Source organism: Rhodococcus sp. WB1 (assembly GCF_001700945.1).
GTDB lineage: Bacteria > Actinomycetota > Actinomycetes > Mycobacteriales > Mycobacteriaceae > Rhodococcus > Rhodococcus aetherivorans.
This window is the reverse complement of record NZ_CP015529.1, coordinates 5,818,852-5,839,504: the sequence shown is the minus strand read 5'-3', so window position 1 is coordinate 5,839,504 and position 20,653 is coordinate 5,818,852. Positions and strand designations below refer to the sequence as shown.

Below are 20,653 nucleotides of genomic sequence, written 5' to 3'. Positions count from 1 at the left end.
GAGCGATCGCCCGGCCGGTGCCGCGGCTCGCGCCGGTGACGAGCTGCCCGGCGTTCGTCATGCGGGCGCCCCGATTCCTGGTGCGGATCCGAGGACGTCTCCCAGCTCGGCCGCGGTGGCGTCCGCACCGCCGAGGGTGAAGCACAATTGCCGTCCCCACAGGAAGTAGCGGTGGATCGGGTAGTCCACGTCCGCACCGATACCGCCGTGCAGGTGCTGCGTCGCGTGCACCACCCGCAGACCGCCGCGCGACGCCCACCATGTGGCGACGAGAACCGCGGATTCGGCCTCCTGCTCCCGTCCGGCGTCGAGCAGCCACGCCGCCCTCCGGGTGGTGAGCCGGATCGCCTCGGTGTCGAGGTAGGCGTCTGCGGCCCGCACCGCCACCGCCTGGTTGGTCGACAGCGGACGGTCGAATTGGATTCGCTGCGAGGTGTATTCGGCCGTCGTCTTCAGCGCCTGCCCGCACACGCCCAGCTGCACCGCGGCGAGCGCGAGCTGGATCCGGCGGCGCACCCAGGTGACCGTCTCCGCGCCGTCGCCCGGCAGGCGATCGGACGCGGGCACCACGACGTCGTCGAACCGGACGTGGGCGAGGCTGCCGCGGTCGGTTGCGGCGACCGGTTCCACCGTGACCCCGTCCGCCCCGGTCGGTATCACCGCGACGGCGAGCGACCCGTCGTCGCACCGGACCGGAACGATCGTCGCGGCGGCCACGGCTGCGGCGGGCACACCGGCGACGGTTCCACTGACGACCAGGTCGTCGCCCTTGCTCACCGCCGACAGCGAGGTGAGTTCACCGTAGGGCGCATCGAACGCCGCGACGACCGGTCGGGATCCGTCCACGATGCCGGGGACCAGGCGTTCGACCTGTTCGGCCGTGCCGAAACGGACGATCGCCGATGCGGCCGCCGTCACCGACCACAGCGGTACCGGCGCCACGTGCCGGCCCTGCTGTTCGAGCACCGTGATCAGGCCGAGCAGGCCCATCCCGGCGCCACCGGACTCCTCCGGCACCGCGATGCCGAGCAGACCGGCGTCGGCCAGGGCACTCCACAGCTTCGCGTCGAAGCCGCCCTCGTTCTTTTCCACCTCGACAACCCGATCGACCGGCGCGAGCTGCCGGAAGAGCTGGGACGCCAGGTCCTGCACACTCGTCAGGTCGTCGTCTAGTTCGAAATCCATGTCAGCTCCTCGTGCTGGTGGGGGCGTCGGTGCGGCGACGGGCGGCGAGCGTCATGCCGAGGCACTTGGCGGCGACGATCTCGCGCATCACCTCATTGGTGCCGCCGCCGAAGGTGTTGTTCTGGGCTCTGCGCGCCAGGGTTTCGACGCGCCCCTCGAGGACGGCACCGGGGCTGCCGGGCCGGAGCAGACCCCGCACGCCGAGGATCTCCTGCATCTTGCCGTAGGCGGTGACGACCGCCTCGGTGCCGAAGATCTTCGCCGCCGCGGAATCACCGCCGCCGAGGGTGTTCGCGGCGACGTCCGCGACGAGCCGGAGGTTGACGAGGTCGGCGGCGCTGAGCAGCGCGTACGTCTCCGCCAGATTGGCGCGCACCCAGGGCAGGTCGTAGACCGTCCCGGCGCCCAGGGGCTCGGACTGCGCCCAGGCCAGGACGGCGTCGTACAACTCGTTCGCGATGCCACCGCGGGCGGCGAGCGCCACCCGCTCGTGGTTGAGCTGGTTGGTGATCAGGCCCCAGCCCTGGTTCAGCTCGCCGACGACGTTGGTCAGCGGCACGCGGACGTCGTCGTAGTAGGTGGCGGAGGTGCTGATGCCACCGACGGTGTGGATCTCGGTCACCGAGAACCCGGCCGCCGACGTCGGTACCAGCACCACCGAGATGCCCTCGTGCCGCGGCGCGTCCGGATCGGTCCGGACGGCCAGCCAGATCCAGTCCGCGTAGACTCCGGCGCTGGTGAAGATCTTGTTGCCGTTGATGACCAGTTCGTCGCCCTCGATGCGGGCGCGGGTCTGCAACGAGGCGAGGTCGGTGCCCGCGTTCGGTTCGGTGTAGCCGATGGCGAAGATGAGTTCGCCCGCCAGGATCGGCGGTAGGAAGAAGTCCTTCTGCGCCTGGGTACCGTGCTTCATCAGCGCCGGCGCGACGGTGTTGAGGGTGACGAGCGACAGCGGTGCGCCGGCGCGGATCACCTCGTCGTAGAACACGTACAGGGCCTCGGGATCCTCTCCCCGGCCGCCGTATTCGGTGGGCCAGCCGAGACCGAGCCACCCGTCGCGGCCCATCCGCCGCAGGATGCGGTCGAACACGGGACCGCCCTCGGTCTGATCGACGAGCGCGCGCCGGTCGTCGTCGTCGATGATCTCGGCGAAGTAGTTGCGCAGTTCGGTGCGGAGCCGACGTGAGTTGTCGGACAGTTCCGGGTGCATGGCCCCTCCAGGTTCGTGTGATGGATTCGGTGTCAGCGCGGCAGTCCCAGCACGCGACGGGCGATCACGTTGAGCTGGATCTCGATGGTGCCGCCGCCGAACAGCACCGCGGGCAGGCCGATGTGGTCGAGCATGTGGCCGTCGTCGTCGACGGCGCCGACCGGGCCGAGCAGCGAGACCAGCCCGCGCGAGCCGTCGCGTTGGGCGAGGGCGCTGAAGACCTTCTGGACGCTGATCTCCGCGCCGGCGTCGAGACCGGACAACCGTCGCAGCACGCTGCGCAGGTTCATCGCCGACAGGGCCATCTCGCGGCCGGTGTTGCGGCCGAGGACGCGCAACGCGTCGTCGCGGCCGGCGGCGTAGCGGCCCGACTCGACGAGGTCGCGCACCCGCGCGGCCGCGCCGTGCGCGAGCTGTGTGCCCATGCTGAGCCGTTCGTTGGCGAGCGTGGTCACCGCGAGGCGCCAGCCCTGCCCCGGTTCGGAGACCAGACAGTCGTCGGGGACGAAGACGTCGTCGAAGAACACCTCGTTGAACTCCGCGCGCCCGGTCGCCTGCCGCAGCGGCCGCACGTCGAGCCCGTCGCTGCGCATGTCGACGAGGAAGTACGAGATGCCCTCGTGCCTGGGCACATCGGGATCGGTGCGGGCCAGGCAGATACCCCAATCCGCCTCGTGCGCCATCGAATTCCACACCTTCTGTCCGGTGAGGATCCAGCCGCCGTCCACCTTGCGGGCCCGGGTGGACAACCCGGCCAGGTCCGAGCCGGCGCCCGGTTCGCTGAACAACTGGCACCAGACGATCTCGCCGCGCAGGGTGGGCGCGACGAAGCGGCGCTGCTGGTCCTCGCTGCCGTGCAGCAGCAGGGTGGGCAGGGCCCACTCGCCGATGACGGTGGTCGGCTGTTCGAGGCCGCGGCGCGCGAATTCGTCCGCGATCACGGCCTGCTCCTGCGGTCCGGCGGCCAGCCCGTACGGCCGGGGATAGTGCGGCGCGACGAGACCGGCCTCGGCGAGGCGGGCGCGACGTGCCCCGCCTCGCGCCGGCGCCCATCCGTCGCTGTGCACCGCGTCGTCCGGCAGTGCACGTACCTCGTCGAGGACGGCGCCGACCTGCGCGCGCAGCTCCGGTAGCGCATCGGCCTCGACGAAGGAGAAGTCGCGCTCGTCCGACAGTGCGAGCTCACCGAGCCGGCGTGCCCAGACGTCCTCCGGGCCGGCGACGGAGGCGATCGACAGTGCCCGTCGCCAGTACAGGTGCGCGTCGTGTTCCCAGGTGAAGCCGAGACCGCCGAGCAGGGTGACGCATTCGAGCGCCACGTCGACGGCCGCCGGCACTGCCGTCAGTCCTGCCTGCGCCGCCGCGAGCCGCTGCTGCTCCCGGCCCTGCTGCACCGACCGGGCCGCGTCCCACGCTGCGGCACAGGCGATCTCGCTACGCACCAGCATCATCGCAGCCTTGTGCTGCACGGCCTGGAAGCTGCCCACCGGGCGGCCGAACTGGTGCCGGTTGCGGACGTGGTCCACGGCGGTGTCCAGCGCCCACGCCGCAAGCCCGGCCGCCTCGGCGCCGAGCACGGTGTTGACGATCAGCTGCACGTCGTCGTCGTCGATCGCCGGGAGCAGGTGCTCGGGCGTGATCGCCGCTCCGGACAGTCGCAGTCGTCCCACCGAGCGGGTGGGGTCCACGCCGTCGGCGAGCTCGACCTCTCCGGCCGCGGGCGGGAGCCTGAACCACACGGGCGCGCCGTCGGCGGTGGCGCGCACGATCACCTCGTCGGCGCCGGGCAACCCGAGCACCGGCTCGGAGACACCGGTGACCGTCCATCCCCGCCCCGACGTGATCGCGACGAGACCGGGGGTGGTGACGGCGGCACCGGTCGCTCCGTCGGCGAACCGCCGCAACAACTCCGCCGCGGTGCCCTCGGCCGGGAGGGTGGCGGTCAGCGCGCCGGCCACGACGGTGGGCACCCATGGCCCGGGTACCAGGGCGCGGCCGAACTGCTCGGCCACGACCGCGAGTTCCGGCAATCCCGCCCCACCGCCGCCGTGCTCCTCGGGCAGGTGCAGGGCGTGCAGGCCCTGCGCGATGCACGCATCCCAGATCTCGGGCCGCTTGCCCGCCGCCAGGTCGGCGAACGCGGCGCGGGTGCGTTCGATCGGGGCATGGCGACGGGCGAGGCCCGCGACGGAGTCGGCAAGGTCGCGATGGTCGGCGTCGAGTGCAATGGCCATGACTTACATCCGTTCCAGAATCATGCACGTGGTGGCAGCCGACGCGCAGATGGCGATCATCGCGACCTGCCGGTCCCGGCGTTCGAGTTCGTCGATCGCGGTGGCCAGCAGTCGGATTCCGGTGGCGCCGGCCGGGTGACCGAGGGCGATGGCACCGCCGCCGACGTTGAGCACGTCCGGGTCGACCTTGTGCACCTGGGCGAACGACATCGGCACGGCCGCGAAGGCTTCGTTGACCTCGAACAGGTCCACGTCGGCGACCGTCATCCCGGTGCGGTCGAACAGCACCTGCGCCGCGGCCACCGGGCCGTCGAGCATGAACTCGGTGTCGCCGCCGATGACGCACTGCGCGAGCAGCCGGGCCCGCGGCGCCGCACCGAGTTCACGTGCCCTGTCCTCGGACATCAGGACCGCGGCGCTCGCCCCGTCGGACACCTGCGACGAGGTGCCGGCGGTGTGGAGACCGCCCTCGATCGTGGCACGCAACCGCGCGAGCGCCTCCATGCCGGTCTCGCGCAGTCCCTGGTCCCGGGTGACCGTGGTGTCGCCGTCGTCGCTCGGGACGGCGACGGGGATGATCTGCCGGTCGAACCACCCGGCGTCCCAGGCGTCGCGCGCCCGCTGCTGCGACCGCAGGCCGAACGCGTCGAGGTCCTCGCGGGAGAAGCCGCGGTGCCGGGCGATGCGATCGGCCGCCGTGTACTGGTCGGGGGTGTCCACCGACCACGACGCCGGCCGCGGGGTGCCGGCGCCGGTGCCGACCTTGTAGGTGAGCGGGACCCGCGACATCAGTTCGACGCCGCACGCCAGGCCGACCTCGAGGGTGCCGAGCGCGATCTGCCCGGCGACGAGATGCACCGCCTGCAGCGCGGTGCCGCACTGGGCGTCGATGGTGGTGGTCCCGGTGTGGGACGGCAGGCCGGCGTGCATCCACGCGGTGCGGGTGATGTTGCCGAACTGCTCCCCGATCGGGGTGACACACCCGCCGACGGCCTGCTCGACGAGGGTGGCATCGAGGTCGAGCCGGTCGAGCACGCCGCGTTGCGCGAGACCGAGCAGCTCGGCGGCGTGCAGACCGGAGATCCAGCCGTCGCGCTTGCCGAAGGGGGTGCGTGCGGCGTCGACGATCACGGGCTTCATGCGGGCACCTGCACCCGGGTCCACTGCCGATTGTCGAGCCCGCGGACCTCGCGCCCGAATTCGTCGACGAGGCCGAGGCTGTCGCAGATGCGGCCGGTGAAACGAGACGGCACGGCGGTCACCTCCACTTCGCGGCGAAGGCGTGGATCGCGTCGGTCACGCGGGTGACCTCCTCGTCGGACAGCCCGTGGCTCATGCCGAGCGTCATGCCGCGCTCGAACACCGCATCGGCCTCGGGCAGGCCTTCGTCCGGCACGCGGTGCTCGACGCCCGCCATCATCGGGTGGCGGGTGATGTTGCCGCTCCACACGGTTCGCGTGTCGATGCCCTGCGCGTCGACGAATTCCTGCAGGTCGCTACGGGAGAACGGGGCGTCGGCGGTGACCGTGACGGGATAGCACAACCAGGCGGTGTCGAGTTCGTCGGTCTCCACCGGCGTGCTGAAGAACTCGGGGTAGGCGCCGTACGCGGCGGTGAACTCCGCGAAGGTCTTGCGGCGCCGCTCGTAGTTCTGCGCGAGCTTGTTCAGCTGCACGACACCGTAGGCGGCGCCGAGTTCGGACGGCTCGAAGTTCCACGGCAGCAGGTCGAAGATGAAGTCGTTGTCGTAGTCGACCCCGTCCAGATCCTCCCGGAAGACGCGTCCACGTCCGTTGCCGAACAGGTTCGGCTCGGATCGACGTCCCCACCGGCGCAGCAGGAGTGCGCGATCGCGGGTCTGCTCGTCGTCCATCATGACCATGCCGCCGGTGCCGGCACACGTGATGATGTGGGCCATGGAGAAGCTGGTGACGGTCAGGTCGGCGCGCGCGCCGGTGGGCGTGCCGCGCAGCCGGGCGCCGAGGGTGTCGCAGGTGTCCTCGATCACCTTCAGGTCGTGCCGGTCGGCGACGGCCCGGATCGCGTCCCAGTCCGGGCAGTTGCCGGCGAGGTTCGGGATGAGCACGGCGCGGGTCCGGTCGGTGACCATCGCCTCGATCCTGGTGACGTCGACGTTGAACGTGTTCGGTTCGACGTCGACGAAGACCGGTATCAGGCCGGCGCGCACGAGGGGCGCGACGTCGGTGGAGAAGGTCAGCGGCGAGGTGATGACTTCGCTGCCCTTCGGCAGATCGAGCAGCTCGACCGCGAGGTACAGGCCGGAGGATCCGGAGTTGCACATCACGCCGTACTGTTTCCCGGACAGCTCGGGGATGCGGCGTTCGAGCTCGAGGACGTTCTTGCCGATGCGCAGCCCCTGATGGCCGCTGCGCAGGACGTCGACCACCGCTCGGATTTCGTCCTCGCCGTGGGTGGCGCGGGCATAGGTGATGCGTTCGGTCATGTCGGGACTTCCTCTGGATGGGTGGTCGGTCAGTTGTCGGTGGAGAGCACGAGTGCGCTGTGCGGCACCGGGGAGCCGCCCGTGACCAGAACGTTCGCCACGTCCTTGCCGGGTTGGTTCACCGACGTGCCGCGGATCAGCCGCACGCCCTCGGCGATTCCGTTGACGCCGTGGATGTATCCCTCGCCGAGTTGTCCGCCGTGGGTGTTGACGGGCAGACGGCCGTCGAGTTCGAGGTTGCCGTCCGCGATGAAGTCCTTGGCCTCGCCGCGGGCGCAGAACCCGTACTCCTCGAGTTGCAGCAGCACCATCGGGGTGAACGCGTCGTAGAGGATTGCGGCGTCGATGTCGTCCGGATCGATGCCGGCCTGATCCCACAGCTGCCGTGCCACCAGCTCGACCTCGGGCATCTCGTCGATGTCCTCGCGGTAGTAGCTGCTCATGGAGATCTGCTGGGGCCCGACGCCTTGCGCGGCGGCGGAGACGACGGCCGGCGGGTGCGGCAGGTCGCGGGCCCGCTCGGTGCTGACGATCACCAGGGCCTGTCCGCCGTCGCTCTCCTGGCAGCAGTCGAGCAGCCGCAGCGGGTCGGCGATCATCCGGGAGTTCTGGTGCTCGTCGAGGGTGATGGGCCGCTCGTAGAACCATGCCTTGGGGTTGTTTGCGGCATGCTTGCGCGACAGCACGGAGATGCGGCCGAAGTCGGCGCTGGTCGCGCCGTACTTGTGCATGTAGCGCCGGGCGAGGAACGCCTCCTGCTGGGCGGGGGTGAGCAGCCCGTAGGGATTGATCCAGTTGCGGTATTCCTGATCGGTGTTGGCCGTGTATGCGAACGGCGGCGGGCCGGCGCCGAACCGGGTGCCGGAACGTTCGTTGAAGGCCCGGTAGACGACCACGACGTCGGCGACACCGCTCGCGACGGCGAGCGCCGCCTGCTGCACGGGTGCGCATGCGCCGCCGCCGCCGTGCGGGATGCGGCTGAAGAACGTCAGTTCGGGGATGCCGAGTGCGCGGGCGACCGCGATCTCGGGGTTGGTCTCCATCGTGAACAGCGCGAAGCCGTCCACCTCCTCGACGCCGATCTGTGCGTCCTCGAGCGCGGCGAGCACACTCTCGCAGGCCAGCTGCCATTCGCTGCGCCCGGAGTTCTTGGAGAATTCGGTGGCGCCGATGCCGGCGATCGCCGCCTTGCGGGCGAAGCCCCCGCCGGGAATTATCCTGCCGCTCATCGTGTCTGTCCTTCGTACGGTGCGACGGTGACCTCGGCGGTCACGTGCGTTCCTCGGGCGTTACGGCCGAGAACCTCGACGGTCACGGCGCCGGCGTCGACGCGGGTCACCGTCCCGGTCAGGCGCATGATGTCGCCGGGAAAGTTGGGGACGCCCAGCCGCAGTGCGACGCGGCGGATGCGGGCGGTCGGCCCGGCCCAGTCGGTGATGTAGCGGTCGACGAACCCGTTCGTCGAGTTGATGCTCATGAAGATGTCCGGCGTACCGCGTTTTTCGGCTGCCCCCGGATCGTGGTGCACGTCCTCGAAGTCCTGGGAGGCGAGGGCGGTGGCGACGATGGTGCTGCGATCGAGCGGCAGATCCAGTGCCGGCAGCTCGGTGCCGACGGGCACGGTCGGCAGGCTCATGCGGCACCTCCGCCCGGCAGACACAGCTGCGGCAGGATTTCGCCGTGCGCGTGCTCGGCGAAGCCGACCTCGAGCTCCATGCCGATCTGCAGCCGGTCGTGCTCGACCCCGCCGATGTCGGCGACGATCCGGATGCCCTCCTCGAGGTCGATCAGCCCGACCGCGAGGGGATAGTCGAAGGACGGGTCCTTCGGGTGGTGGATCACGGTCCAGCTGTGCAGGGTGCCGCGGCGCGACGACTCGACAGTGTCCCATTTGAAGGAGCGGCACTTCGGGCACGCCGGTCCCGGCGGATGCCGGAGCGCGCCGCAGTCGCTGCAGCGCTGGATCTCGAGCCGGCCCTCGCGGGCGGCTGCGAACCAGAACTCGTTGTCCTGGGTGACGGTCAGCCTGGGAACGGCCGTCATCACGCCTCCTCGGTGGTGTTCGGGTTGAAGCGGAGCAATCGGAACCGCTCCTCGACGAGCAGTTCGCCGCGCTGGTTCTCGTAGCGTTTGTGCAGGGTGACGAAGCAGCCGCGGCCCAGGCCGGTGCGCTTGACCGGGGAGATCGACTCGATGGTGAAGTGCGCGGTGACGTGGTCGCCCGGGACGAGTTCGCGGTGGTAGTCCTGCTCGGCGTTGGTGGCGACGACGGAGGTGAAGCCGTGCCGGTCGAGCAGTGTCATCAGCGCGGAGTAGGCGAAGTCCTCGGTCCGGCCTTCGGCGCGCAGCCGCTGCACCTCGCGCCAGCGGCGGTAGCCGGCCATCACCCACGTCGAGATCATCGCGGGCGGGCACACCACGTCCGGTCGTCCGGTCGCGCGGGCCGCGTCCCGGTCGACGTAGACGGGGTTGTAGTCGTCGTGGGCCTCGACCCAGTTCCGGATCATCGCCTCGTCGACGGCGTACCGGGCCACCCGGGCGGGCTCGGCCACCTTCCCGACGTACTGTTCGAACTCGCGTTCCAACTCCTGTTCCAGCGTCGGCATGTCCGCACCACCTTTCTTGAGCAAGCGCTTGGTGCAGTACCGTAGGCGCGGGCGCCCCGCCAGGACTGCCCACTCCCACTCAGTTGGAACAGAGGGCGGAAAACTCGCGCCGAACCGGCGAATCGGAAGGTGAGGTAACCATGACGTCGGACCGACGCGACGAGATCATGCGGCTCGCGGCCGAACTCTTCGCGACCAAGGGGATCGGGCCGACGACGGTCCGCGACATCGGCGAACGCGCCGGAGTGTTCTCCGGCAGCCTGTACCACTTCTTCAGATCCAAGAATGCACTCGTCGCCGAGATCCTCAGCGGCTTCATGGCCGACATCGACCAGCGCTTCCGGCGCGTCGTGGAGACCTCGACGAGTCCCCGCGAGACTGTGCGCGGCCTGATCCACCAGACCCTCGTCGTGATCGAGGAGCATCCCCATCCGACGGCGATCTACCAGCAGAACCGGCAGTACCTGCGCGACAACGGCCTGCTCGACGTCGTCGACGCACCGTCGCGCACGGTGCGCGACTACTGGCTGACCGCGATCGCCACCGGCGTGGCCGACGGCAGCTTCCGCTCCGACATCCCCGCCGAGGTCTTCTACCGCACGGTGCGGGACGCGCTGTGGGCGAGCATGCACTGGCCGGGACGGGACGGATACACCACCGACGAGTTCACCGACGTGCTCGTTGCGCTGTTCTTCGGCGGTTTCGCCGAGGAGTGACCGGGCTCGTCACCGGACCGAACGGCGCTCAGCGCACTCGACACGGCCGCGGTCAGCGCGCTCCGCCGGGTTCGTCTCCACGCTCGGGGGAGAGACCGAGTTCTTCGAGTACCTCTCGGGTGTGCTGCCCGTGGCGCGGCGCCGGGCGCGCCTCGGTGTACGTCCCGTCCCAGCGCAACGGGGAGCGCGCCGTCGGCACCGGGCCGACGCCGGGCTGCTCGACGCGTTCGATCACCGCGTACTCGCGGGCGGCCACCTCGTCCATGGTCCGGTAGGGCGCCCACAGCACCCGGCTGCCGGACAGTTCCTTCTCGATCTCGGCGAGCGTGCGCGCCGCGAACCACGGACGCAGGATCGCGGTGATCTCGTCGCGCGCGGCGTAGCGGTCACCCTCGTCGGCGAACCGCAGCCCGCGGTGCCGTTCGAGCGCCGCGAAGACCTCGGCGGTGCCGGTGACCTCGACGAGCGATCGCCACTGTGCGGGGGTGAGGCCGACGACCATGACGGCGCGGCCGTCCGCCGTGGCGAAGTCGGACCCGTAGCTGCCGTAGAGCGCGTTGCCCTGCCGGTCGCGGGCCGAGCCGCGTTCCTCGGCCTCGGCCAGCCAGCCCATGCTCGCGACCGCGGACACCGCGACGTCCTCGAGCGCGAGCTCGAGGTACGCGCCCTCCCCCGTGCGGTCCCGCCTGCGCAGCGCGGCGACGATCCCGAGGGCCGCCTGCACCCCGGTGATCAGGTCCCAGGCCGGGAGCACGTGGTTCACCGGGGCGGCAGCATCGACGGGCCCGGTCATGAGAGGCAGCCCGACAGCGGCGTTGACCGTGTAGTCCACGGCGGGGGTGCCGTCGGCGTTGCCGGAGATGTGCAGGTGGATCAGGTCGGGTCGTCGCGCGGCGAGCACCTCGTGGGCGAGCCACGGTGCGTGGGCCGCGTTCTCGAGCACCACCCCGGACCGGGCGATCAGCTCGGTGACGACGGCACGACCGTCCGCACTGCGCAGGTCCACCGCGACGGAGCGCTTCGCCTGGTTCAACCCCGTCCAGTACAGGCTCGCCCCCGACTCCGCGAGGGGCCACCGCCCGCCGTCGACCGCGCCGGCGACCGGATCGACACGGACCACGTCGGCACCGAGTTCGGCGAGGATGCGCCCGGCGGTCGGACCGGCGACGAAGCTCGACAGGTCGACGACGCGGATCCCCTCGAGCGGCCGGGTCGTCATGCGGCCCTTTCGAAGATCGCCGTCAGCCCCTGCCCGCCACCGATGCACATCGTCTCGAGGCCGTAGCGCGCCCCGCGACGATCCAGTTCGCGCAGCAACGTGGCGAGGATGCGCACGCCGGTCGCCCCGACCGGGTGGCCGAGCGAGATTCCCGAACCGTTGACGTTCGTCCGCTCGAAATCGGTTGTCCCAAAGTTCCATTCACGGGTCACCGCGAGTGCCTGCGCCGCGAACGCCTCGTTGAGTTCGATCAGGTCGATGTCGGCGAGCGTCAGGCCGGCGCGCTTCAGGGCCTTCTCGGTGGACGGCACCGGGCCGATGCCCATCTCCGCCGGCGCGACGCCGGCCACCGCCCAGGTCACCAACCGGCCCAGGGGACGCAGGCCCAGGCGGTCCGCCTGCGCGCGGGTGGTGACGAGACAGGCTGCGGCACCGTCGTTCTGACCGCTGGCGTTGCCCGCGGTCACCGTCGCCTCCGGATCCTGCGCCGCCATGATCGGCCGCAGTTTCGCGAGGGTTTCGACGGAGGCGTCCGCGCGCGGATGCTCGTCCCGGTCCACGATGCGGTCGTCGCCCTTGCGCTGGGGCACCGCCACCGGCACGATCTCCTGCGCGAACACCCCGGATTCGATGGCGGCCACCGCGCGCCGGTGCGATTCGACGGCCAGCTCGTCCTGTTCGCGTCGGCCGATGCCGTACTTGCGGCGCAGGTTCTCGGCGGTCTCGAGCATCCCGCCGGGGACGGGATGGTGACGGCCGCCGGCGGTGACCCGGCCGCGGGCGAGGCGGTCGTGCAGGGCGGCCGGAGCCCCCTTGGCACCCCACCGCATCGATTCGGTGTAGTACTCGGCGCGGCTCATGGATTCGACGCCACCGGCGATCACGACGTCGGCGACGCCGGTCTGCACGCGCATCGCCGCGTCGAGCACGGCCTGCAGCCCGGACCCACACCGGCGGTCGAGCTGCAGGCCCGGCACCGTCACCGGCAGGCCCGCGTCGAGCGCGGCGACGCGGCCGATCGCGGGGGCCTCGCCGTTGGGATAGCACTGGCCGAAGATCACGTCGTCCACCGACGACGGGTCGATGCCCGTGCGCGCCAGCAGTTCCGAGATCACCCCGGCGGCGAGGTCGGTGGCGGGGACGTCGACGAACGCCCCGCCGTACCGGCCCACCGGTGTGCGCAGCGGTTCGCAGATCACCACATCGGTTGCGGTCACATCAGTTGCGGTCACGTCGGAAGTCCCTTTCGCGGTCGGTCCATTGCTGCGCCCACTCACGCAGTTCCACGGCGCGGATCTTGGTGCCGTTGCCGCCCACCGTCGTGGGCATCGTCTCGATCACGTGGATCGTCGCCGGCACCTTGAACGCGGCCAGCGTCTCGGCGCACCACGCCTTCAGCGATGCCGCATCGAACTCGACGGCGTCCTCGACGGGGACGACGAACCCCACCGCCCGGGTGTAGCCGCCCTCGCCGGTGATGCCGACGACCTTGGCGGTCCGCACCCCGGGGTGTTCGGCGAGACGGTGCTCGATCTCGGCCGGGTCCACGAGAAACCCCCGCAGCCGCAGCACGTCTCCCATCCGGCACACATAGGTGTAGCCGCCGTCTCCGGTCGCGACGGCGAGGTCGCCGCTGCGGAACCAGCCGTCTGCGGTGAATGCGCGGCGGGCGGCATCGGGGTTGCCGAGGTAGGCGTCGACGACGTTGGGGCCGCGCACCTGCAGCTCGCCCTGTTCCCCGTCCGGGAGGACACGGTCGTCGAGCGGATCGGCGATGCGGACGTCGATCGACGGGTCGACCGGGCGGCCGCCGCCGTTCCAGCGCACCGACTCCGGGTCGCCGGCCGACCACAGCAACGCCAGCGCGAACACCTCGGACGACCCGAACACGCCCGAGGTGTGGGCGCCGAACTCGTCGCGCGCCCAGCGGGCGATCTCGTGCGAGCGGCCGAGGAAGTCGGCGATGCCGAGCCACTTCAGTGCCGACAGGTCGGCGCGCATCTCGGCGTGCCACGTGTCGTGGAGCCGGCCGAACAGGTCGTCGCCCCCGACGACGTGGGTGACGTACAGCTGTTCCATGCGGCGCAGGGTCGCCGCGGCATCGAAGACCGGCTCCATCAGCAGCGCGGCACCGCCGGCGAGCGCGGCCATGGCGGTGCTGTAGCCGAACACCCCGGAGACCGGCAGCACGCACAGCGCGACGTCGCCGGGCTCGACCCGCATGATCGCGGCGTCGGCGCGGGCGTGCCGCACGATCGCCGAGTCGCGGTGGGCGGCGAGCTTGGGGGTTCCGGTGGAGCCGGACGTGGTGAACGCGACGGCCAGCGGGTCCGCCGGATCGTCCTCCGCGCCGGCGGGCGTGAGCGTCGCGGTGTCGGGCGTGTCCGGGGCGCGCACGCCGCGGGTGTCGCCGCCGCCCGCGCACCAGGACCCGGCGCCGAGGTCGAAGGGGGCCGGATCGGCGGATCCCCCGCCGGGTCCGGTGACGACCGCGACCGCGGGAGCCGGCACCGCGGCGACCTCCGAGGCGGCACGGAGCGTGCCGAACAGGTCCAGGCCGTGGAAGCCGGCCGCGACGGCGACGACCGCCGGCCGTGCCGCGGTGAGGATGTGGGCCACCTCGGCGGTGTTGTAGCGGGTGTTCACGCCGATCACGTGGGCGCCGAGCGCCGCGGCCGCGAACTGCCACACGAGGGCGTCGGACCAGTTGGGCAACAGCACCGCGATGCACCGGCCGCGCCGGACACCGACGGCCGCGAGTTCGGCCCGCACCGCCTGCACGCGGCGCCGCAGCTCCGCCCTGCTGCAGATCAGCAGCCGCCCGTCGGCGACGTCGTAGGTGGCGACGGCACCGGGATCGGCGGCGACGAGGTCGTCGAGGAACGCGCCCAGTCCGGAGGTGGTGGTCGCGGTCACGACAGCACCTCCGCGGTGGCGCCCCGCAGGTCGGTCAGCCACGAGTCGGCGAGGACGGCGAAGTCCTCCACCTCCTCCATGGGGTAGTGGCCGATGCCGTCGAGCCGGGTGAACCGCGCCCGTCCCGGCGAGATGTCGTTGATCCGGACGGCGAGGTCCGCGACGGCGTCCGGGTCGAGCCACGGATCGTCGGCCCCGACGACGAGGTGGAGCGGGCAGGTCAGCAGCGGCAGCCGGTCGCGCACGTCGTGGGTGCCCCAGCCGATGAGGTCGGACGACGAGATCTCCGGGTCCTCCCGCTTGTGCATGAGGGCGATCCGGTGCGCCGTCGCGGCGGGTACCGAACGCCCGACGGAGGCGAGGGTGCCCAGATAGGTGCGTTCGGCGCGCGACGGCCCGGCGACGTCCTCGAGTTCGCGGCGCAGACCCGAGACGTTGACGCGGCCGGGGCCGGCCTCGGCCTCCATCGCGACGGCGCCGGCGAGCGGCCGGTCCGGTCGGGTGGCGAGTTCGAGGGTCAGCTTGCCGCCGATCGAGCAGCCGAGCACGTACGGCCGGTGCACGTCGAGCGCGTCGAGCAGGGCGGTGAGCCAGTCGCCGTACGTGGTGAGGCTGGTGACCGGTCCGTCCGGGGCGGGCTCGGATCGGCCGTGTCCCGGCAGGTCGGGCACGAGCACGCGGTAGCCGCGGGCCGCGAGGTCGTGGGCGACGTGCCGCCACTGCACCCCGCTCTGCCCGGCGGTGTGGATGCACAGCACGGTGGGAAGCGCGTCGGGGGCGTGTTCGCCGGCGGGGGTGACGATCTCGACGAATCCGAGGGCTCCGTCGATGTCCAGGTAACGGGCCTCGATCATGAGCGGGCCTTTCTCGCGACGGCACGGGCGTGGCCGATGATCAGGTTCAGCGGTTTGGTGAGCCGGAGATACTCGTATCCGTCTCCGGTGGAGGAGAATTCGCCGCCGATTGCGCGGCGCATGAAGTCGTCGTGCGCACCGAGGATCAGGTCGACCCAGGTGTGGTCGGGTGCGACGAACGTGAAGGTGGCCCCGTGCGGGGTGCGGCGCGTGACGTCGACGATGCGGCCGCGGTAGATCCGCAGGTGCAGTTCCCGGTCGCCGCAGCGCAGGCCGACGGTGCCGTCCCAGGTGGCCAGGGCGGACCCGAAGGCGGGGTCGGCCTCGAGGTGGTCACGGAGCAGCTCACCCCAGGCCGGAGTGCAGAAGTCCAGTGCCGGAACGGGTTCGGATGGCGTGGCGAGCCGCCAGGTCTCGGTGCCCTCCTCCCGCACGGCGCCGGCGGCATCGAGCACGCGGACGAACCGCTCGGCGGTGGTGCCCTCGACGCGGGTGACGACGGCCTCCGACCGGATCCGGTCCACCGCCGTGACCGGCGTGATCGCCGTCCAGCGCAGTCCCGTGCGGTGCGCGGCGGGCACGGGCGGGGTGAGCAGCTCGGCGGCGACGGTCCCGAGCGCGAACGTCCCTGTCGGGAGGACGATTCCGGACTCTGCGAGCAGGTCGGCGGCCATCCGGCCGGAACCGGCGGTGCGATCGCCGACGCGGAGGGTGTTCAGTGTGGTGCTCATGCGGTTTCCGGCCTTCCGAGCAGCTCGTCGGAGATGATGCGCATCTGGATCTCGCTGGTGCCTTCGAAGATCTTCGTCAGGCGGGCGTCGCGCCAGTGCCGTTCGACCTGGAAGTCCGTGGTGTAGCCGGCACCGCCGTGGATCTGCACGGCCTCGCTGGTCACCTGCTCGGCCATCTCGGTGGCGACGAGCTTGCACATCGACGCCTCGAGCGAGCAGCGCCGCCCGGTGTCGATGTCGGTGGCCACGGAGTACATCAGCTGGCGGGCCGCCTCGATGTCGGCCGCCATCTTCGCGATCTTGAACCGCAGGTGCTGGAAGTCCCCGATGGGACGGCCGAATTGGCGCCGGGTGTGTACGTAGGCGATCGAGTCCTCGAGGGCCGCACGGGCGAGGCCGATCGCGCGGGCCGCGGTGTGGGCCCGGCCGACCTCGAGCCCGGAGACGGCGAGATAGAAACCCTTGCCCTCCTCGCCGAGCATCTTGCCGGCGGGGATGCGGAAGTTGTCGAACGACAGCTCCCAGGTGTGCCAGCCGAAGTAGCCGATCTTGCGGACCTTGGTGCCCGAGATTCCCTCCGGGAACACGCCGCGCTGCTTCTCGACGAGGAACGCGCTGATCCCGCGGTGCGGCTTGGCCGGATCCTTGTGCGGATCGGTGCGGGCGAACAGCACCAGGTAGTCGGCCTCGTCGGCGTAGGTGCACCACATCTTGGTGCCGTTGACGACCCATTCGTCCCCGTCGCGGGTCGCCCGGCAGGAGATGTTGGCGACGTCGGAGCCGGCCTCCGCCTCGGACAGGGCGTACGCGCCGAGGTATTCGCCGCGAGCCACCTTCGGCAGCAGGGCGGCCTCCTGCTCGGGAGTGAAGCCACCGCCCATGCCGTTGCCGCGGGCGAGGAGACCGGACACGCTCATCCAGGCCCGGGACAGCTCCTCGGCGACCAGGCAGTACTCGAACACGCCGAGACCGAGGCCGCCGTGCTCCTCGGGGATCATGATGCCGAAGAACCCGATCTCGGCCATCTCCTTCTTCAGCGAGTCGGGGATGGTGCCCTGGACGGGGTCGAGCTCGTTGGCGACGGGCAGCACCTTCGTCATGGCGAAGTCACGGGCGAGGTCGCGGATGGCGAGGCGCTCTTCGGTGAGGTACCGCGGGGTGTCGGTACGGGGCTGCGACGGCCGGTGGGTCATGGGGGACTCCCTCGGTGAACCAGAATCTGGTTATTAACGCTTGTTCACCAAGTACAGCACGCCCCCGCCCGGGCGTCAACGCCGGAGTTCAGGCGGGGCGGTATCCGAGCAGGTTGAGCGCGTACCGGCCGTAGTCGTCGGCCACCTCGGCCGCGCCGAGCGGCCCGTCCGGGCGGAACCACAGCGGGATACCGGCGCACATCGTGAGGACCGCGGTCACGGCCTGGTGCACGTGCGGAACATCGAAAATCCCTATCCGGGAACCTTGTTCGGCAATCTCGACGAACAGCTGCTCCTGCGCGTCCCGCGAACCGACCACCCGCTTGCGATCCACCTCGCCGAGATACCGGAGCTCGGTGTTCGCCACCAGGCACTCACGCGGATTACGGGCGGTGAACAGCGCGTGCGCCACCACGGCGGCCCGCCAGCGCTCGGCGGGATCCGCACCCGCCTTGCGCAGCGCGTTGCGCGTGGCGGTGAATTGCTCGTCGCTGGCCGCCCGGAGGATCTCGACGAGCAACTCCGACTTGTTCTCGAAGTGGTTGTAGACGTTCGCAGCGCTGCAACCAGCACGATTGGCGATGGTGCGCATCGTCGCGCCGTGGAAACCGGCCGCGAAGAACTCGTCGAGCGCCGCGTCGAGGATCCGGTCCCGGACGCCCATCAGGGTCGTGCCCGATCGAGTGTTCATGAGATGGAGGGTAGAGGCCCAGGTCGGGACCAGCAAGAAGCCGGTCTTGACGGTGCGGTTGCCGCCCGTCTATGGTCCACCTCACATGAACATGCGTTAACCACTTCTTCGGAGGGCGCACCTGTGACCACCATCCCCGACATCACGCTCACCGAGCGCATCACCCGCCTCGAGGACCTCGAGGCGATCCGTTCGCTCGACGCCCGCTACTGCCGTCACCTCGACGACGGCGACTGGGACGCCCTGATGGACCTGTTCACCGACGACGGCGAGTTCGACGGCCTGTCCCATCCCCGCGGCAAGGCCGAGATGCGCGAGTTCTTCGCGGGCCTCGCCGCCGGAGGGCTGACCACGTTCTGGCACTTCATCACGAACATGGAGATCGACCTCGACGGCGACCGCGCCACCGTGCGGTCCTTCCTGTGGCAGCCCTGCGTGACCGACGGCGCCCCCGCCATCGCCGCCGGCCGCTACACCGACGAGGTGGTCAAGGTCGACGGTCGTTGGCGCTACCGGGTCAAGCAGGTCCGCTTCCACTTCTTCGGTCCGCTCGAGCAGGGCTGGGACGAGAACCTCTTCGCGCTGGAGACGGCACGCCGGGCGGCGGTGCGGCCGTGACCGAGTTGCAGACCGGAACGCAACCGACCTGGAGCGCGATGCTCTCCCTGCCCGAGGTCGTCGAACTGCGCCGCCGCCGGCGCACCGTCACCAACTCCCTCGGCGCCCTCGCGATCACGCTCTTCGCGTCCTTCCTCGTCGGCTTCGCCTACTTCCCCGAATTCCTCGGTGACACCGAGCTCCTCGGAGTTCCCCTCTCGCTGTGGGTCGTGTTCTCCCAGTTCGCCGGGACATGGGTCCTCGTCTACGCCTACTTCCGACTCACCCGCGTCTACATCCAGCCCGCCGCCGACGCCGCCGTCGCGGCCGTCCTCGAGAACCAGGAGCGTGCGGCATGACCGGCGACGCCGACTACCTCGCGATCGCGATCTGCGCGGCGGTGATCTCGCTGACCCTGTGGGTCACGTTCGCCGTGTCCCGGCGGGCCCGCAGCGCCGACGGATTCTTCGCCGCCGGCCGCTCGATCTCGAGCTGGCAGAACGGCTTCGCGATCGCCGGTGAATTCATCTCGGCCGGAAGCTTTCTCGGAACCACCGGCCTGATCTTCTACAAGGGCGTCGACGGCGCCGTCATCCTCTGCACCTCGGTGATCTCGTTCCTGCCCGTGCTGTTCCTGCTCGCCGAGAAGATGCGCAACGTGGGCAAGTACACCCTCGCCGACGTACTCGTGTTCCGCACCGAGGCACGCAGCGTGCGGGTCGTCGTGGCGTTGAGCACCATCGCCACCGGCACCTTCGTGTTGCTCGCGCAACTCGTCGCGGCCGGGGTGCTGCTCGAGTCGGTCTCCGGTATCCCGTTCTGGCTGTCCGTCATCGTCGCCGGCACCCTCATGGGCATCTACGTCTTCGTCGGCGGCATGCTCGCCACCACGTGGGTGCAGGTCATCAAGTCCACGATCCTGTCGGTCCTCGCGATCGTGGTCGGGCTGGGCATTCTCGCGCAGTTCGGGTTCAGCTTCCCGAAGGTCCTCGACACCGCGACCGAGCACGCGGTTGCGGGCGAGGCCGTCCTGTCCCCGGGCCTGATCTTCGGGCAGACCAGCGCGCTGAACCTCGTCTCGTACTCGCTGGCGTTCGCGCTCGGCACGGCGGGCATGGCGCACATCCTGATCCGCTTCTTCACCGTCCCCGAGGCGAGCACCGCGCGACGCTCGCTGGGCTGGACCGTCGCGCTGTGCAGCATGTTCTACCTGATCGTCATCGTGATGGGCTTCGGCGCCGCAGCCCTGCTGGGGGACGGCGGCGCCGATCGGGTCGGCGCCGGCGGCAATCTCGCGGCGCCCGTGCTCGTCACCGAACTCGGCGGGGGCGTGGGCACGATCGGCGGCTCGATCGCCCTCGCGATGGTCGCGGCGGTCGCGTTCGCGAGCATCGTCGCCGTTGTCGCCGGCGTGGTGATCTCCGCCGCGGGCACCTTCGCCCGCGACATCTGGCCGGCGCTGACCCGCAAGCCGCCGGTGGACGAACTCGACGTCACGGCGCGCACGCGCGAGGAGAACGCCCAGGCCCGTGTCGCCCGGTTCGGTGCGGTGGCGTTCAGCGCCGTCGCGATCGGGCTGACCATGCTGATCGGCGACGACACGAACATCACCTACTTCATGGGAATGGCGTTCATGGTGGCCGGCAGCGCCCACCTGCCGTCGCTGGTGCTCAGCCTGAACTGGCGGCGCTTCAACAGCACCGGTGCCGTGTGGGGAATCCTCACCGGCCTGGTCTCGACCATCGTCAGTCTCATGCTCACCGAGGCGCTGTGGCTCGGCAGCGGCCCGGCACCCCTGACGATCCAGCTTCCGGTGATCGTCACCATGCCGCTCGGCCTTGCCGCGTGCGTCGTCGGCTCACTCGTGGCCGAGAAGCGACGCGGACGCTCCGCGCACGAGGACGAGAAGTTCGCCGAGATGCTGGTGCGCGCGGAAACCGGGATCGGGGCCGAGGTCGCGACCGCCCACTGACGACGACGCAGGCGGGCACCCGCACTCGGCCAGGTCCGAGCGGGGTGCCCGTCGCGTCGCCGTCG

The 20,653-nt window shown here is 70.8% G+C and carries 20 protein-coding genes; 4 read left to right on the top strand and 16 right to left on the bottom strand.

From position 1 onward, the window contains the following. Positions 1-57: 57 nt before the first annotated feature. The 9 genes from A4U64_RS26205 to A4U64_RS26165 form a co-directional block, all read right to left on the bottom strand. Positions 58-1,185, bottom strand: a complete 1,128-nt coding sequence (locus A4U64_RS26205) for an acyl-CoA dehydrogenase family protein (protein WP_029546579.1) — start codon at positions 1,183-1,185, stop codon at positions 58-60. Between the two features lies 1 nt (position 1,186). Next, a complete protein-coding gene (locus A4U64_RS26200) occupies positions 1,187-2,395 on the bottom strand; it encodes an acyl-CoA dehydrogenase family protein (RefSeq protein ID WP_006941685.1) in 1,209 nt (402 codons plus the stop codon). Between the two features lie 32 nt (positions 2,396-2,427). Further along, positions 2,428-4,629, bottom strand: a complete 2,202-nt coding sequence (locus A4U64_RS26195; RefSeq protein WP_029546580.1) for an acyl-CoA dehydrogenase — start codon at positions 4,627-4,629, stop codon at positions 2,428-2,430. 3 nt (positions 4,630-4,632) lie between these two features. Beyond that, entirely contained in the window at positions 4,633-5,769 is a 1,137-nt protein-coding gene (locus A4U64_RS26190) for a steroid 3-ketoacyl-CoA thiolase (RefSeq protein WP_029546581.1), read from the bottom strand. A 118-nt stretch (positions 5,770-5,887) separates the two neighbouring features. After that, positions 5,888-7,093 (bottom strand): DegT/DnrJ/EryC1/StrS family aminotransferase, encoded by a 1,206-nt coding sequence (locus A4U64_RS26185; RefSeq protein ID WP_006941691.1) that lies wholly within the window; start codon positions 7,091-7,093, stop codon positions 5,888-5,890. Between the two features lie 29 nt (positions 7,094-7,122). Further along, a complete protein-coding gene (locus tag A4U64_RS26180; protein ID WP_065923349.1) occupies positions 7,123-8,322 on the bottom strand; it encodes a lipid-transfer protein in 1,200 nt (399 codons plus the stop codon). After that, on the bottom strand, positions 8,319-8,729 hold the full coding sequence (locus tag A4U64_RS26175) for a MaoC/PaaZ C-terminal domain-containing protein (RefSeq protein WP_065923348.1): 411 nt from the start codon (positions 8,727-8,729) through the stop codon (positions 8,319-8,321). Before A4U64_RS26175 ends, A4U64_RS26180 begins: the two co-directional genes overlap by 4 nt. Continuing rightward, entirely contained in the window at positions 8,726-9,136 is a 411-nt protein-coding gene (locus tag A4U64_RS26170; protein ID WP_065923347.1) for a Zn-ribbon domain-containing OB-fold protein, read from the bottom strand. Before A4U64_RS26170 ends, A4U64_RS26175 begins: the two co-directional genes overlap by 4 nt. After that, positions 9,136-9,699, bottom strand: coding sequence for an FAS1-like dehydratase domain-containing protein (locus tag A4U64_RS26165; protein WP_050036082.1), 564 nt, complete (start codon positions 9,697-9,699; stop codon positions 9,136-9,138). Before A4U64_RS26165 ends, A4U64_RS26170 begins: the two co-directional genes overlap by 1 nt. A gap of 140 nt (positions 9,700-9,839) precedes the next feature. Here A4U64_RS26165 and A4U64_RS26160 point away from each other — a divergent pair, with 140 nt between their 5' ends. Beyond that, positions 9,840-10,415: a TetR/AcrR family transcriptional regulator gene (locus tag A4U64_RS26160; protein WP_029546586.1), complete on the top strand. Its 576-nt coding sequence runs from the start codon at positions 9,840-9,842 to the stop codon at positions 10,413-10,415. Between the two features lie 52 nt (positions 10,416-10,467). On the opposite strand, the gene A4U64_RS26155 is transcribed toward A4U64_RS26160, so the two are convergent. The 7 genes from A4U64_RS26155 to A4U64_RS26125 form a co-directional block, all read right to left on the bottom strand. Next, positions 10,468-11,634, bottom strand: a complete 1,167-nt coding sequence (locus tag A4U64_RS26155) for a CoA transferase (RefSeq protein ID WP_065923346.1) — start codon at positions 11,632-11,634, stop codon at positions 10,468-10,470. Next, positions 11,631-12,866 (bottom strand): acetyl-CoA C-acetyltransferase, encoded by a 1,236-nt coding sequence (locus A4U64_RS26150; protein ID WP_065923345.1) that lies wholly within the window; start codon positions 12,864-12,866, stop codon positions 11,631-11,633. The genes A4U64_RS26155 and A4U64_RS26150 overlap by 4 nt, the downstream gene beginning before the upstream one ends. Next, a complete protein-coding gene (locus A4U64_RS26145; protein WP_065923344.1) occupies positions 12,853-14,550 on the bottom strand; it encodes an AMP-binding protein in 1,698 nt (565 codons plus the stop codon). Before A4U64_RS26145 ends, A4U64_RS26150 begins: the two co-directional genes overlap by 14 nt. Then, the gene (locus A4U64_RS26140) at positions 14,547-15,404 is read right to left on the bottom strand and encodes an alpha/beta fold hydrolase (protein ID WP_065923343.1); all 858 of its coding nucleotides are present in this window, start codon (positions 15,402-15,404) and stop codon (positions 14,547-14,549) included. Before A4U64_RS26140 ends, A4U64_RS26145 begins: the two co-directional genes overlap by 4 nt. After that, positions 15,401-16,135: a hypothetical protein gene (locus A4U64_RS26135; protein WP_006941709.1), complete on the bottom strand. Its 735-nt coding sequence runs from the start codon at positions 16,133-16,135 to the stop codon at positions 15,401-15,403. Before A4U64_RS26135 ends, A4U64_RS26140 begins: the two co-directional genes overlap by 4 nt. After that, the gene (locus A4U64_RS26130) at positions 16,132-17,328 is read right to left on the bottom strand and encodes an acyl-CoA dehydrogenase family protein (protein ID WP_006941711.1); all 1,197 of its coding nucleotides are present in this window, start codon (positions 17,326-17,328) and stop codon (positions 16,132-16,134) included. The genes A4U64_RS26135 and A4U64_RS26130 overlap by 4 nt, the downstream gene beginning before the upstream one ends. 88 nt (positions 17,329-17,416) lie before the next feature. Continuing rightward, the gene (locus A4U64_RS26125) at positions 17,417-18,019 is read right to left on the bottom strand and encodes a TetR/AcrR family transcriptional regulator (RefSeq protein WP_065923342.1); all 603 of its coding nucleotides are present in this window, start codon (positions 18,017-18,019) and stop codon (positions 17,417-17,419) included. 123 nt (positions 18,020-18,142) lie between these two features. Here A4U64_RS26125 and A4U64_RS26120 point away from each other — a divergent pair, with 123 nt between their 5' ends. The 3 genes from A4U64_RS26120 to A4U64_RS26110 are packed head-to-tail and all read left to right on the top strand — an operon-like array spanning position 18,143 to position 20,588. Continuing rightward, complete coding sequence (locus tag A4U64_RS26120; protein ID WP_006941715.1) at positions 18,143-18,637, top strand: nuclear transport factor 2 family protein; 495 nt, start codon at positions 18,143-18,145, stop codon at positions 18,635-18,637. Then, positions 18,634-18,975: a DUF485 domain-containing protein gene (locus A4U64_RS26115; protein WP_029546593.1), complete on the top strand. Its 342-nt coding sequence runs from the start codon at positions 18,634-18,636 to the stop codon at positions 18,973-18,975. The genes A4U64_RS26120 and A4U64_RS26115 overlap by 4 nt, the downstream gene beginning before the upstream one ends. Beyond that, a complete protein-coding gene (locus tag A4U64_RS26110; protein WP_006941717.1) occupies positions 18,972-20,588 on the top strand; it encodes a solute symporter family protein in 1,617 nt (538 codons plus the stop codon). Before A4U64_RS26115 ends, A4U64_RS26110 begins: the two co-directional genes overlap by 4 nt. Positions 20,589-20,653 lie beyond the last annotated feature (65 nt).

Excerpts from the sequence above, each read along its gene's own strand:
- A4U64_RS26170 (WP_065923347.1), bottom strand. The coding sequence starts at position 9,136 with ATGACGGCCGTTCCCAGGCTGACCGTCACCCAGGACAACGAGTTCTGG.
- A4U64_RS26200 (WP_006941685.1), bottom strand. The coding sequence starts at position 2,395 with ATGCACCCGGAACTGTCCGACAACTCACGTCGGCTCCGCACCGAACTG.
- A4U64_RS26130 (WP_006941711.1), bottom strand. The coding sequence starts at position 17,328 with ATGACCCACCGGCCGTCGCAGCCCCGTACCGACACCCCGCGGTACCTC.
- A4U64_RS26175 (WP_065923348.1), bottom strand. The coding sequence starts at position 8,729 with ATGAGCCTGCCGACCGTGCCCGTCGGCACCGAGCTGCCGGCACTGGAT.
- A4U64_RS26195 (WP_029546580.1), bottom strand. The coding sequence starts at position 4,629 with ATGGCCATTGCACTCGACGCCGACCATCGCGACCTTGCCGACTCCGTC.
- A4U64_RS26165 (WP_050036082.1), bottom strand. The coding sequence starts at position 9,699 with ATGCCGACGCTGGAACAGGAGTTGGAACGCGAGTTCGAACAGTACGTC.
- A4U64_RS26110 (WP_006941717.1), top strand. The coding sequence starts at position 18,972 with ATGACCGGCGACGCCGACTACCTCGCGATCGCGATCTGCGCGGCGGTG.
- A4U64_RS26125 (WP_065923342.1), bottom strand. The coding sequence starts at position 18,019 with ATGAACACTCGATCGGGCACGACCCTGATGGGCGTCCGGGACCGGATC.
- A4U64_RS26190 (WP_029546581.1), bottom strand. The coding sequence starts at position 5,769 with ATGAAGCCCGTGATCGTCGACGCCGCACGCACCCCCTTCGGCAAGCGC.
- A4U64_RS26135 (WP_006941709.1), bottom strand. The coding sequence starts at position 16,135 with ATGAGCACCACACTGAACACCCTCCGCGTCGGCGATCGCACCGCCGGT.
- A4U64_RS26205 (WP_029546579.1), bottom strand. The coding sequence starts at position 1,185 with ATGGATTTCGAACTAGACGACGACCTGACGAGTGTGCAGGACCTGGCG.
- A4U64_RS26185 (WP_006941691.1), bottom strand. The coding sequence starts at position 7,093 with ATGACCGAACGCATCACCTATGCCCGCGCCACCCACGGCGAGGACGAA.
- A4U64_RS26180 (WP_065923349.1), bottom strand. The coding sequence starts at position 8,322 with ATGAGCGGCAGGATAATTCCCGGCGGGGGCTTCGCCCGCAAGGCGGCG.
- A4U64_RS26160 (WP_029546586.1), top strand. The coding sequence starts at position 9,840 with ATGACGTCGGACCGACGCGACGAGATCATGCGGCTCGCGGCCGAACTC.
- A4U64_RS26140 (WP_065923343.1), bottom strand. The coding sequence starts at position 15,404 with ATGATCGAGGCCCGTTACCTGGACATCGACGGAGCCCTCGGATTCGTC.
- A4U64_RS26155 (WP_065923346.1), bottom strand. The coding sequence starts at position 11,634 with ATGACGACCCGGCCGCTCGAGGGGATCCGCGTCGTCGACCTGTCGAGC.